The organism is Tolypothrix sp. FACHB-123 (assembly GCF_014697075.1).
Classification (GTDB): domain Bacteria; phylum Cyanobacteriota; class Cyanobacteriia; order Cyanobacteriales; family Nostocaceae; genus Aulosira.
Map to the genome: position 1 here is coordinate 46,478 of NZ_JACJRE010000031.1, position 12,464 is coordinate 58,941.

Below are 12,464 nucleotides of genomic sequence, written 5' to 3' on the forward strand. Positions count from 1 at the left end.
TGATTTAAATTAGGCTGCTTTGGGAATGTCCGGATAAGACAGCTAATGTTGTCTTTGATACAAGATGCTAACTTTATTAACTTAAATTAACCACAAACAACAATTCAAGGAGCAAATGGCTAAAAACGATACAAGCTCCGCCCTAAAAATTATTCCTTTGGGCGGATTACATGAGATTGGTAAAAATACCTGTGTTTTCGAGTACGACGACGAAATTATTTTATTAGATGCAGGTTTAGCCTTTCCCACAGAGGCAATGCATGGTGTCAATATTGTCCTGCCAGATACCACCTATCTCCGGGAAAATCGCCATAAAATTAAAGGCATGATTGTTACCCACGGTCATGAAGACCACATAGGTGGGATTGCATTTCACCTCAAACAATTTGAAATACCTGTAATTTATGGGCCCAGACTAGCAATGGCGATGCTAGAGGGAAAATTAGAAGAAGCTGGGGTACGCGATCGCACAGAGTTAAGATCTGTTTTACCCCGTGATGTCGTCAGAATTGGCAAATCCTTCTTTGTCGAATACATTCGCAACACCCACTCCATTGCTGATAGCTTCACCGTAGCGATTCATACACCCATAGGTATAGTGATCCACACGGGAGATTTTAAAATCGACCACACCCCAGTTGATGGAGAAAAATTTGACTTACAACGGCTAGCAGAACATGGCGAAAAAGGCGTGCTTTGTTTGTTAAGCGATTCGACAAACTCAGAAGTACCCGGATTTACTCCTTCAGAACGTTCTGTATATCCCAATCTTGAACGGGTATTCTCCCAAACCCCAGGAAGATTATTTGTCACTACTTTTGCTTCTAGTGTCCATCGCATCAACATGATTTTGGAACTGGCGCAGAAGTATAACCGTACAGTGACAGTCGTCGGTCGTTCAATGTTGAATTTGATTGCCCATGCGCGTAATCTAGGCTACATCAAATGTCCCGAACATCTGTTACAACCTTTACATACTGTCCGCAATCTACCTGAAGAAAATGTACTAATTTTGACCACAGGGTCTCAAGGCGAACCGATGTCAGCAATGACAAGAATTGCTAACAAAGAACACCCCCATATTAAAATTCGCCCAGGGGATACGGTAGTATTTTCCGCTAACCCAATTCCCGGAAATACTATCGCTGTGGTAAATACTATAGATAAACTGATGCTCCAAGGCGCAAACGTTGTCTATGGACGAGAAAAAGGAATTCACGTTTCTGGTCACGGTTGTCAAGAAGACCAAAAACTGATGATTGCTTTAACCAAACCGAAGTTTTTCGTACCATTTCACGGCGAACATCGAATGTTGGTGAAGCACGCGCAAACAGCGCAAAGTATGGGTATTCCCGAAGAAAATATGGTGATTATCCAGAATGGCGATATCGTGGAATTGACAGAAGGCGCGATTCGTGTATCTGGGAAAGTTCCATCAGGAATTGAATTGGTAGATACTACTAGTTCTGGGATGGTCAGCGCTAAGGTATTGCAAGAACGCCAGCGCATGGCTTCGGAAGGGATTGTCACTATTGCCGCAGCCATTGATTGGAGTGGTAAATTATTAGCCAAGCCAGAAATTCACCTACGGGGTGTGGTAACCAGTATAGAGCGATCGCTCTTACAAAAATGGGTACAACAGCGAATTGAAGAAATTTTGGGCGTTCGTTGGTCAGAATTCGCCCAACCTGGTGAAGGAGAGCAACCCGAAGTCGATTGGGGTGGTTTGCAAGGGATGTTAGAGAGAGAATTACAACGCTCCATCCGTCGGGAATTGCAATGTCAACCTACTGTGACATTGTTAATGCAGATTCCTGATGAGCCACCTGTAAAAGTTAGCGATGGGAGAAGACGGCGGCCTAGGACTGCTGCTCAGGTAGCTTCGTAAGGTATTTAGAATTACAATTTAACGCAAAGACGCGAAGACGCAAAGTTATTTCTAAGTGTCTTTGCGTTTTGGTGTGAAAAAAATTCTCTTACATAGCTTAATGTTGACTCATAAAATCTTTTTTTCAGTAAAATTTTCTGAAACTTGAAAGGTATAGTTTCTATATTTGGAGCTAAGCTATAGCAGTTTCGGAGTAAATTTCCATGACCACGACGCCAGTCAAAATTACTAACTAAGTAATCAAAAAATCATCTTTGATTACCTAGTGAATCCATAGGTAAGCCAAAATTAAAGTACATAATGTTAGCGGTACACCAAAGCGGAGATGGTCGAGAAATGTTAACTTATACCCTAAATTTTTAGCAGCTTCGACAACTATTAAGTTAGCAACTGAACCAAATAAGGTGAGATTACCCGCTAATGTAGATCCGGCTGCAAGTAATAGCCAATATGGGGTATTATCTTTGGGAATCAAAGGATGCAATAAGAGTACAGCCGGAACATTAGATATTAGATTAGATAAAATAACAGTTACACTCAAAAAATTTGCAGAATTATTGACTGCATGAGTAAATAATTGTAGTAAATTTAATTTTTCTGTAACTCGCGTCAAAATAAACAAGCCGGAAAACATCACTAGCAAATTCCAATCGATTCTTTGGAGAATGCGCTGTGGTTTAATTCGTCGCGTAATCAACAACAAACTAGCAGCAACTAAAGCCGACTCCGCTAGAGGTAGACCAACAGCAAAGGCGATAAGTAATCCTGTAGTGATAACTAATGTTTTATTAAATAAAGGTTTGTAAATCCGGTAGTTTCCAGATGCTAATTGCTGACAAGCCTGGGTAGAACGAACATCAGGATAAAGTAACCATAGCAAGCCTATCTGAATTACTAAGCCAATTAAGCCGACTGGAGCGAGTGCGCAAAGGAAATCTAGGTAGGGAATTCCTGAGAAAGAACCTATGAGAATGTTTTGAGGATTACCACTCAAAGTGGCTACAGAACCTATATTAGTTGCACCTGCAATCGCTAGTAAATAAGGTATGGGATTTAAACTCAAGGCTTGAGTTAAGCTCAAAACCAATGGTGTAAAAATTAATGCTACTGTATCATTAAGAAATACGGCAGAGAGGATACCGCTACCAAAGGTTAAAGCTATCAATAAGCCAAGAGGACTGCGGGTAATGCTCAATAATATAGAGAGCGATCGCGCAAAAAATCCGGCGTAAGTTAGACTAGTATTGACTACCATCATACTCAGCAAAAATACGATGGTATTAGCATCAATAGCTTGCCATGCCTCTGTTAAATTTACAGCACCCAAGGCAATTAAAAAAGCAGAACCCACTAGGGCTATAGTGGCACGGTTCATGCGTAATCCAGGGATGTAACCCAATGCCAAGCCCAAGTAAGTCAACCCTAAAACGCCATAGATTGCAAATTGTCGGATAATCACTTGCGTTACCTAGTGATGGAGGAGACAGGGGCTAAGGAGCAGGATCAGGAGACAAGAAATTTTTACCTAATAGTTGACATACCTAACAGCACATGGTAAAAAAGCTGCTGTCAAGCTAATAACAATTCTCCAAAATCTTGCTATATATCATTCACCCCATCTTTACTTCCCGATAACCTTGTCTCCGTTTAATTGTTACAACTAGGAAGCGCAATAGTATTCTGCATCAGCTTACAGATTTGTATACAATCTAGCAGTTAGTATTTTTACTCAACGTTATACTAGGTAATTAAATTTTGTAACAAATAGTGCAAAACCCATCCAAAGATAGATGTCTTCACTAAAATCTTAACTATGTCAAGTTATGAACAAGATCAGCAGATCACACTTCCGATTCCAGGGAAATTGCGTTTAACTTGACGTAGTTATAAATGAGTTCTCATTTAAGTGGCTACGGATAACATCAGATTGCATCTAGTAGAAACAAGATTTTTCCGGGAAGAGTCTAAGCCACTATGTATATGTTCATCGTAAAGGTGAATACCCTCCATCAAATAGAGGAGTAACCATGAAGGTATTTGATAATACCACAAAAAGAATTTTCTTGGCAAGCTGGGTATCAATTAATCAAGCAGAAGCTACTAATACCCAAGTCAACCAGCTGCCACATTCTGCTACTAAGTCTTCTGGCGATATCCTCCAGCCCTTACGACAAAAAGTAGACAGTATTCAAGTACGCGATCGCAAATTGGCGCACCGCTTGTGTCAGTTAATTCCGGCTCAGTGTCCTTTTGAGCGTGATGTCAAGTTATTTGGCAAGACTTTATTTCATATTCCGCCAATGTGTAAGCTGAATCCTTTATATGAGGAAGTAGTTGGCTTACGTTTCCGGGCGTTATGCTATCTAGCTGATGAATGTGGAGAGGATATTTCTCAGTACTGTTAGGGGCTAGGAGCTAGGAGCTAGGAGCTAGGGACTAGAGAAAAGAGATTTTCTCGCGATCGCCTGATTTGCCATTTGCAAGTTATCATTTCTCAAATTTGAGTTCATAAATTAACAAAGAGTCCAGAATTAAAGCAAGCTGCTAGTTAATTCTGGACTCTTGAGCAATTTGAGATTTGAGATTTTGGATTAAATGCTAAAAATTAGTCTGAGTCTAATTTTTGATCCGCCTGACTTGCCATTTTTGAATGGCTTCTTGTGCATCTTCATAAGCAGATGTCATCTCTGGGATTAAAGCCGCAGTTTCAATTGCTGCATTTAGTTCCCCTTTGACAGCACGATTTTTTGCCAAATCCAAAATCTTCTCGCTCCATTGATTGATGGATTTTTGAGCAACATCAAAGCCTGGTTGTCCTGGTGGAACTTTCTTGGCTACTTCAATAGCACGATTATATGTAGATGCTTGTCCTGGTCTAATTAGAGCATTAGCGGCGTCTAAGAGAGTTTTATTACTAACATACTGCTTGGCTTCTAGTCGCCATTGGTTAATCAGTGCTTGGGCTTTGGGATACAGTTCTTCTTCTTTAGTAATTAATTGTGCCGCAGCGATCGCATTTGCATACTGTTTTTGTTGGGCGCGACCTTCTGCTAAATCTAAAATCATCCGACTCCAGATTTTAATATCTTCTTGGGCTTGTTCGTAAAGCGGTTCGCCTGATTGAATTTTTCGCGCAGTAGCGATCGCTAAACTTAAATCGCTGGCTTGAGTTTCCCGCAAAGACATTTTCGCCAAGTCCAATACAGCTTGATTGCGCTGTTGCGATTCGGAATTCGTAACCTTTGGTGTAGATTTGGCTGTAGGTGCTGGTTTTGGCGTTGGCGATTGAGTTGGTGGTGCTGTAGTCGTGGAATTAGAGACAGCAGTACTGTTATTAGGCAAATTAGTCAGGTCTTTCGCCTCATTAGTCGTCGTATTAGACGATGTGGTCAATACTTCAGACGTTTTCAATCTGGTTTGATTGCGCAGAAAAACTACTGCAACTAAACCTAAAATTAATAAACTCCCTCCTAGCCACCACAAAAGCTGGCTCCAAAATGATTTTTTTACCTGAGTCCCAGGTGCTTGAGAGATAAAACCTGAAGAAGAAGCGGGAAGAGACTGTTCCTCATGAATCGTCTGTGATGCAGATGGGAGTACTTGGGATTGTTTTTTCGTCACCGACTGGGAGGCTCCATTTCCAGCAAACCCTTGGGCTGCTTGATTGGGAAACTTCTCGCTGACGGCTGTAAATTGTGGCGGCTTCCCTGGGGGATATTTAGGGCTAATAGTAGTTTCTAACCCAGAAATTGCTTGATTATTGCTTGTTGTTTGGACTTTTGTCGCAGTTTTGCCAGAATTTGTGGCGAGAGAAGGTGCTGCACGCGCCACTACAAAAGATTCTTCGGGAAAAATAACGTTTCCTACTTCGCTTTTCGCTGGTGTAATTTTGCTGCGCAATGGCGGTAGGATGATTTGCTGCGGCGATGGTACAACAGCAACGGGGTTTTGTGCTGGTCGCCAATGATGTTGACATAATTCTGGGGTAAGAATGCTCAGCTGATTGACTAAATTCCCCAGATTACTACCATGACCAGAACTTAAAGCTTGTAATAATCCTGCGGTGAAGAATCCATGACCTAGTTCTCGGCTTTCATGGGAGAATTGCTCTGGTTGGCAAGAAAGAATTGTTGCTAATTGTAGCTCTTGAGCCAGTTCGAGAGTTTCTTGACCAACGGGAGCATCAGCTTGGGTACCAAAAGCGCGGTTGATATCCAGGATCAGCAATACATTTAACTCAGTTAGCTGCAAACTCTGTAAGAGCGATCGCAATTCTATGCCAGTTTCCTGAACTAAATCGGGATTTCCCTCGACCGGCATTAAATAATCTTGTCCCTTGTAGTTAATGGCATAGCCGCTAAAGAATAACCAAAGATAGTCCTGTGGTTGCCAATAATTTGCGGCTAAATCTTCTAATAACAGCAGGATATTCTCGCGCGTCGGATATGTAGATTTGTCTCTCATGATCGGTGGCGAGGTATCCGTCATCAGTAGGCAGTTTTGCGGTAAAAAACCTGCCTCTGTAGCCAAAAAGTCTTTCAGCGCTTCGGCATCAGCTTGAGCGCAACTTAAAGGTTGAAATAAATGATATTGATTGATGCCAATAGTAATCGCCCAGTAATTTACCATCCCCTCTGTGTCGCTTCTTGTTTGCTTGAAATTGCTGTTGGCTTTGCGGAAAAAACAAAGTTAACCTATGTCTTATAGTCTAGGAGATTCTTATCATCACCCTGATAATATGTGATTTTTATTACATAAAATAGCCGGAAATTACTTTCACTCAATTTAAATTAGAGATTCTGTAGACAGGAGCGAAAAAATCATGAGTAGAAGTGTTGCTCATCAACTATCATCGATCATTTCCTTTTCAGTTATTAGCCAAATTGCCAGAAAAATCCGGATAGTTCAGTTAGGAGTTTTGCTTTTTTCGGCGGTTCCGGTGTGGTTTGCTTATGAGGCGATCGCCCCGCAGATTGTGAGAGCTTACACAGCCAGAGTTGACTTGGCAATCGATCGACTACCAGAAGAAAATTACGAAACCATACTCAGAAGGGCAGAAGCAGTAGCCAGAGCCGCAGCTCAAAGGAGTTTTGACCAAGATATTTTAGTCACAGATGTATCCGTAATTGTCTCCGTACAAAGTCTAGGAGCGATCGCCCCAGTTTTAGCTTTAGAAGTAACTCGTCAACAATGGCGTACTCGTCCCGATGCGCAACGTTGGGCAACTTATTTTAAAACAGCGCGATCGCTTCTGTTATTTGACCCCAAGCCCACAGAGAAAAAGTAGGGAAGAGAGACAAAGGGGACAAAGGGGACAAGGAGGACAAGGGAGACAAGGGGGACAAGGAATTTTAGATTTTAAATTTGCAATTGTGGATTCCAATCTAAAATCCAAAATCCAAAATCCAAAATTGTTTCAATGCCCCATGCCCTATGCCCAATTCCCATTTTTATGTTGCCAGTGTCAATTGATGGCTTAGAATAAAAAGGTTGTCAAGAATTGCGATATCCGCTATCATGGCTGTTCCAAAGAAGAAAACATCTAAGTCTAAAAGAGATAAGCGCCGAGCTAACTGGAGACATAAAGCTGCTGTTGAAGCACAAAAAGCTCTTTCCCTAGGCAAGTCTATTTTGACTGGACGCTCTACATTTGTCTATCCAACTGCTGAAGACGAAGAAGCAGAAGACGAATAATAATGTCGATAGTTAAGAAAGGCACGAACAGCGCTGTTAATTTGGCGCTTTTTCGTTGCTTTTCTCATGGCATTATCCATACATAGTTATAGTTAATTGGACAATCTCCATTAACTATTGCCTATGGGTGATGAGCAAATAATTTATCGAAATTAAGCTATCTGTAGTTTCTGGATTTTTAGTACTCTGCGCAATTGGTATTTTTTATCCTTTTGGAGTAGTGCAGATGCTCAAATCCTTAGACAATCATCTCAAGAAAACCAATTATCTTGAAAAAGTGATTTTTCTAAGATTATGTTAGGAAAATTTTTTCAGAAACCAGAGCAAGAAAATAACGAACGGGTTCCGCCTGGTCAATATTTGGCTAAAGGCTTTCCCGTTTTAACTTATGGTGCAACACCACAAATAAATATAGAAGAATGGGAATTTAAAGTTTGGGGTTTAGCAAAACCTGCTACTTTTACATGGGCAGATTTTATGGCTTTACCTCAATCTGAATTCACAGCAGATTTTCACTGTGTGACGCGCTGGTCTAAACTTGATGTTAAGTGGACTGGGATTAAAGTTACAGATTTTATGAGTTTGTTAGAGGTAGATCCCCAAGCAGTTCATGTGATGGAACATTGCTATGGTGGCTACACTACTAATATCTCAATGACAGATTTTGTCCGAGAAGAAAATTTCTTTGCTTTTCAATTATTTGGTGAACCCTTACCAGCAGAACATGGCGGGCCGATGCGCTTAGTTGTTCCCCATCTTTATGCTTGGAAAAGCGCTAAATGGATTAATGGTTTAGAGTTTCTCAACAGTGAAGAACTGGGTTTTTGGGAGCGTAATGGTTATCACCAACGGGGTGAACCTTGGGCGGAAGAAAGGTATAGTTACTAATTCGTAATTCGTAATTAATAAGAATTGCTGAAAAATACGCCGAGAAGGATACTACCCAGCATCTCCGGTTTTTGCTGGGTAGCACCCTCATATTTGAAAGAATATTATAATTTTAGTATGCGAATCATTGCTCGCAGTACTTTACGGCAATTTTGGGAAATACATCCTGATGCCGAGCAGCCACTCAAAACTTGGTATGATGAAGTTTCTCGTGCAGAATGGACTAGTCCGACAGATATTAAAATTACTTATCGAAATGCCAGTATTATTGCTAATAATCGCGTAGTTTTTAATATTAAAGGCAATAAATATCGCTTAATTGTTCACGTTCGTTATGACATTAATATTGTTTTCATCCGCTTTGTAGGTACGCACTCTGAATACGATAACGTAGATGCGGCAACAATTTGAGGTAATGTGTATGCTCGAACTCCGACCAATCCGAAATGAAGCTGATTATCGTGTTGCACTTGATGAAATAGAAAGATTATTTGATGCAGAACCTAATACACTAGAATGCGATCATTTAGAAGTTTTAACAACTCTAGTAGAAGCATACGAACAACAACACTATCCAATTGCAGCACCAGAACCAATAGAAGCTATTTTGTACTATCTTGAATCTCGTGGTTTATCTACTCACGATTTAGAACCTATTATTGGAAGTCTGGAAGAGGTTGCAGCAATTTTAAATCGCCAGCAACCACTAACATTAGAGATGATTCGGCGTTTAAATCAACAATTAGGAATTCCTGCTGATGTGCTGATTCAACCATACTCTCTCATGAAAAATTCAGCTTAATGCAAAATGTGAACTAATTAACCCAGGAATCGCTTGAGGAAAGCTAACTTTCCTTGATAAGGAGCGTAACGCCAATTTAAATCAAATAAAAACGAGTTTTGCAAAACACTTTTGCGGTGGGAGAAAGTGTCAAAACCAGCTTTACCGTGATAACTACCAATACCACTATCACCCACACCACCAAATGGTAAAGACGGAACACCATATTGCATGATTGTATCGTTAAGACAAACTCCACCGGATGTAGTTTCCTGCAAAATGCGCTGTTGCAGGTTTTTGTTTTGCGAAAATAAGTATAAAGCTAAGGGTTTTGGTCGCGAGTTAATTAGGGCGATCGCTTCTTGGATGTCATCATATTCAATAATGGGTAAAATCGGCCCAAAAATCTCTTCCTGCATAATTGCATTATCTAAAGAGACGTTCTCAAGCAGCGTGGGAGCTATATAACGTTCCGCCAGGTTCGTTTTTCCACCAATGATGACTTCACCATTTTTTAGAAGATTTACTAATCTATCAAAGTGTTTTGTAGAGATAATACGAGCATAATCAGGACTCGTTTCTGGGTTATCTCCATAAAATTCTTTGATAGTTTTTTTCAGTCCTTCTACTAAATTTATTTTAATTTTTTTATCAACTAAAATATAGTCAGGAGCGATACAAGTTTGTCCAGCATTTACAAATTTACCCCAAATAATCCGCTTAACGGTGTGTTCTAAGTTAATTTCTGTATCTACAATACAAGGGCTTTTACCACCTAATTCTAAAGTAACTGGTGTAAGGTGTTTTGCTGCTGCTTCCATGACAATTCTGCCGACATTTGTACCACCAGTAAAAAAGATATAATCAAATTTTTCTGCTAACAGATTTTGGCTAGTTTCTACACCACCTTCTACCAGTGCAATATATGCTGGATCAAAATATTTAGCAATTATCCCAGCCAGCAAACTAGAGGTATGAGGCGCAAGTTCTGAAGGTTTGAGAATTGTACAATTTCCAGCCGCGATCGCACCAACTAAAGGCCCAATCATTAAGTTAAATGGATAGTTCCAAGGGCCGATAATTAAAACTACTCCTAAAGGATCTGGATAAATTTTAGCTGAGTATTGCAAAAATTCCAGAGGAACGGCGGCTTTTTGTGGCTTAGTCCAAGTTTTGATATGCTTAATTGCGTAATCAATTTCTTTATATACTAAAATTTCTGTAGCATAAGCTTCAAATTCTGGTTTATTTAAATCGGCTTTTAATGCTTGAATAATTGCTTGTTCATTTTCTATAACTGCTTGTTTGAGAATTTTTAATTTTTCTATGCGAAAAGCAACATCTTTAGTTTTACCAGTTTGAAAAAATTCGCGTTGTTTATGAATAATATCGTTGATAGAAATTGATAATTCAGTAATCATGTTTTTTATAGGGGCTAGAGGCTAGGGGCTAGGGAAGGGAGAAAAGAGGGATAAGGAAAGGGGGACAAGGGAGACAAGGAAGAAATTATCAATGACAAATAACCAATGACTATTGACTATTGACTCATATTTTTACAGGTAGCATAACAATAAATACACTACCTTGACCCAACTCAGATTTAACTAGAATATTTCCTTGATGAGCTTCAACAATTCGCCGGGAAAGATACAGCCCTAAGCCACTACCAGAACTCTTGTGACTTCCTTGGCGAAAACGCTCAAATAATGTGGTTTTTTCTTCAGGTGAAATACCGGGGCCTGTGTCTTCTACTTCAACAATTAGGAATTCACTAAAAGCGGAATTTTCCACAGCATCTAAATACGACTTTTTGCTGCTTTGGGTTGTTGAACCAAGATGAATATTTACTGAGCCAGAATCGGTAAATTTTATAGCATTACCAATTAGGTTAGTCAATAAACGATGCAATTCTAAGCGATCGCCCATGACTGAATTGATGGTTAACTCTTGAGCAATTCCTAAATTCATCGACAGTGATTTTGCTTCAGTTAAAGGTGTTAATTCTCCCACCACCTCCTCTAATAATTGGCGGAGGTTCACTGGTTGAAATGCCAAGGTTTTGCGACCAGCTTCAAAGCGGTAAACTTCCAATAGGGTATTCACCATTGACAGCAAATTGGTGTTGCTACGCGCCATAATCGCGATCACTTCCTCCATTTGCGGTGATAATGCTCCCAAAGCACCCTGCTGAAACAGCATGAGTACGCGATCGGCGGCTACAAGGGGGGTGCGTAAGTCGTGGGTGAGACGGGAAACAAAATCTTCGCGCTGACGAGCAATTTCATCGCGTTCATCGATACTATGTTTTAAGCGTAAGAGCGATCGCACTCGTGCTAATAATTCATCCACAGTTACAGGTTTGCGGATAAAGTCATCAGCGCCTAAATCTAATCCCTTAGCAACATTTGGCGCATCATGAGCAGTAATCAGCAGTATGGGGATATATTGCTGCATGGCAGTATTTCCACGTATGCGCCGAGTAACTTCGTAACCATCCATTCCCGGCATCATTAAATCCAGCAATACCAAATCACAAGGAGATGCTTCGAGTTGCGCTAATGCTGAAGCACCATTTTCTGCTGTGCTAACTGTGTAGCCTTCTTCCTCCAAAATAGTTTTGATTAAAAACACGTTATCTGGGGAATCATCTACAACCAAAATTTTGTCAGAGCGAGAATTTTGCGAGTTCATGTAGCGACCAGGTATACGGTAAAATTAATTGTTCTCAGAGCTACTTTAATTGGTATTATTTCCTTTGGGTTATTACTGAAGGAGATTGCTCTAAGCAGAAAAATTATTTACATAAAAAAGTTTAATAAGTTTAAAAAAAATTAACAAATAATCACTAGCTAATTAAATTATGGCTCGTAAACTTTTAGAACTAAATACAGAAGATGGCGGCACGATTTTGGTAGCTGTAGAAATACCAGAAGTATCTGTGGGGCGTGTAGCTGCTACTGGTGAGTTACCGATGGAAAAAGTAGAAGGTAGCTTCGATGCAGTTAAAGATTTAATAGTTCGCGGCTGTCGCCCAATTACAAAGGCATTTCACATCTTACAGCAAGAATCACAACCGGTAAGCGGAGAAGTTGAGTTTGGGGTGAATTTTACCACCAAAGGCTCAGTTTATGTAGTTGAATCCAGTGGGCAAGCATCACTTAAAGTGAAAATAACTTGGAATTTGGCAGCAAAAGAAAACAAGTAATAAATTTT

12 protein-coding genes are annotated in these 12,464 nt (G+C 40.1%); 8 read left to right on the forward strand and 4 right to left on the reverse strand.

What is annotated here, in order from left to right:
• The first annotated feature begins 115 nt into the window (after positions 1-115).
• The gene (locus H6G41_RS20085; RefSeq protein ID WP_190747944.1) at positions 116-1,888 is read left to right on the forward strand and encodes a ribonuclease J; all 1,773 of its coding nucleotides are present in this window, start codon (positions 116-118) and stop codon (positions 1,886-1,888) included.
• 262 nt (positions 1,889-2,150) lie between these two features.
• Here the strand turns inward: H6G41_RS20085 and H6G41_RS20090 are convergent, their stop codons facing one another.
• Positions 2,151-3,347 carry an anion transporter gene (locus tag H6G41_RS20090; RefSeq protein WP_190747945.1) on the reverse strand — a complete coding sequence of 399 codons (1,197 nt, stop codon included), beginning with the start codon at positions 3,345-3,347 and terminating at the stop codon, positions 2,151-2,153.
• A gap of 568 nt (positions 3,348-3,915) precedes the next feature.
• On the opposite strand from H6G41_RS20090, the gene H6G41_RS20095 reads away from it, so the two are divergent.
• Entirely contained in the window at positions 3,916-4,293 is a 378-nt protein-coding gene (locus tag H6G41_RS20095; RefSeq protein ID WP_190747946.1) for a Mo-dependent nitrogenase C-terminal domain-containing protein, read from the forward strand.
• A 211-nt stretch (positions 4,294-4,504) separates the two neighbouring features.
• Here H6G41_RS20095 and H6G41_RS20100 read toward each other — a convergent pair whose 3' ends face one another.
• A complete protein-coding gene (locus H6G41_RS20100) occupies positions 4,505-6,517 on the reverse strand; it encodes a caspase family protein (protein ID WP_190747947.1) in 2,013 nt (670 codons plus the stop codon).
• A gap of 193 nt (positions 6,518-6,710) precedes the next feature.
• Between H6G41_RS20100 and H6G41_RS20105 the strand changes: the two genes are divergently transcribed.
• The 5 genes from H6G41_RS20105 to H6G41_RS20125 all read left to right on the forward strand — a co-directional run bounded on the left by H6G41_RS20105 (position 6,711) and on the right by H6G41_RS20125 (position 9,272).
• Positions 6,711-7,175 (forward strand): hypothetical protein, encoded by a 465-nt coding sequence (locus H6G41_RS20105; RefSeq protein ID WP_190747948.1) that lies wholly within the window; start codon positions 6,711-6,713, stop codon positions 7,173-7,175.
• 230 nt (positions 7,176-7,405) lie between these two features.
• Positions 7,406-7,582: a 50S ribosomal protein L32 gene (gene rpmF / locus H6G41_RS20110; RefSeq protein ID WP_190747949.1), complete on the forward strand. Its 177-nt coding sequence runs from the start codon at positions 7,406-7,408 to the stop codon at positions 7,580-7,582.
• Between the two features lie 294 nt (positions 7,583-7,876).
• Positions 7,877-8,470 carry a sulfite oxidase-like oxidoreductase gene (locus tag H6G41_RS20115; protein WP_190747950.1) on the forward strand — a complete coding sequence of 198 codons (594 nt, stop codon included), beginning with the start codon at positions 7,877-7,879 and terminating at the stop codon, positions 8,468-8,470.
• Between the two features lie 117 nt (positions 8,471-8,587).
• The gene (locus H6G41_RS20120; protein WP_190631989.1) at positions 8,588-8,881 is read left to right on the forward strand and encodes a type II toxin-antitoxin system HigB family toxin; all 294 of its coding nucleotides are present in this window, start codon (positions 8,588-8,590) and stop codon (positions 8,879-8,881) included.
• 10 nt (positions 8,882-8,891) lie between these two features.
• The gene (locus tag H6G41_RS20125) at positions 8,892-9,272 is read left to right on the forward strand and encodes a type II toxin-antitoxin system HigA family antitoxin (protein ID WP_190747951.1); all 381 of its coding nucleotides are present in this window, start codon (positions 8,892-8,894) and stop codon (positions 9,270-9,272) included.
• A 17-nt stretch (positions 9,273-9,289) separates the two neighbouring features.
• Here H6G41_RS20125 and H6G41_RS20130 read toward each other — a convergent pair whose 3' ends face one another.
• Together H6G41_RS20130 and H6G41_RS20135 are read right to left on the reverse strand one after the other, a co-directional pair.
• Positions 9,290-10,672 (reverse strand): aldehyde dehydrogenase, encoded by a 1,383-nt coding sequence (locus tag H6G41_RS20130; protein WP_190747952.1) that lies wholly within the window; start codon positions 10,670-10,672, stop codon positions 9,290-9,292.
• A gap of 124 nt (positions 10,673-10,796) precedes the next feature.
• Positions 10,797-11,942, reverse strand: coding sequence for a hybrid sensor histidine kinase/response regulator (locus H6G41_RS20135; RefSeq protein WP_190747953.1), 1,146 nt, complete (start codon positions 11,940-11,942; stop codon positions 10,797-10,799).
• A gap of 169 nt (positions 11,943-12,111) precedes the next feature.
• Between H6G41_RS20135 and H6G41_RS20140 the strand changes: the two genes are divergently transcribed.
• The gene (locus H6G41_RS20140) at positions 12,112-12,456 is read left to right on the forward strand and encodes a CU044_2847 family protein (RefSeq protein ID WP_190747954.1); all 345 of its coding nucleotides are present in this window, start codon (positions 12,112-12,114) and stop codon (positions 12,454-12,456) included.
• Positions 12,457-12,464 lie beyond the last annotated feature (8 nt).

Bases quoted from the DNA above. Each gene is read 5' to 3' on its own strand.
- H6G41_RS20130 (WP_190747952.1), bottom strand. From the start codon at position 10,672: ATGATTACTGAATTATCAATTTCTATCAACGATATTATTCATAAACAA.
- H6G41_RS20125 (WP_190747951.1), top strand. From the start codon at position 8,892: ATGCTCGAACTCCGACCAATCCGAAATGAAGCTGATTATCGTGTTGCA.
- H6G41_RS20100 (WP_190747947.1), bottom strand. From the start codon at position 6,517: ATGGTAAATTACTGGGCGATTACTATTGGCATCAATCAATATCATTTA.
- H6G41_RS20115 (WP_190747950.1), top strand. From the start codon at position 7,877: ATGTTAGGAAAATTTTTTCAGAAACCAGAGCAAGAAAATAACGAACGG.
- rpmF (WP_190747949.1), top strand. From the start codon at position 7,406: ATGGCTGTTCCAAAGAAGAAAACATCTAAGTCTAAAAGAGATAAGCGC.
- H6G41_RS20140 (WP_190747954.1), top strand. From the start codon at position 12,112: ATGGCTCGTAAACTTTTAGAACTAAATACAGAAGATGGCGGCACGATT.
- H6G41_RS20105 (WP_190747948.1), top strand. From the start codon at position 6,711: ATGAGTAGAAGTGTTGCTCATCAACTATCATCGATCATTTCCTTTTCA.
- H6G41_RS20120 (WP_190631989.1), top strand. From the start codon at position 8,588: ATGCGAATCATTGCTCGCAGTACTTTACGGCAATTTTGGGAAATACAT.
- H6G41_RS20135 (WP_190747953.1), bottom strand. From the start codon at position 11,942: ATGAACTCGCAAAATTCTCGCTCTGACAAAATTTTGGTTGTAGATGAT.
- H6G41_RS20085 (WP_190747944.1), top strand. From the start codon at position 116: ATGGCTAAAAACGATACAAGCTCCGCCCTAAAAATTATTCCTTTGGGC.
- H6G41_RS20095 (WP_190747946.1), top strand. From the start codon at position 3,916: ATGAAGGTATTTGATAATACCACAAAAAGAATTTTCTTGGCAAGCTGG.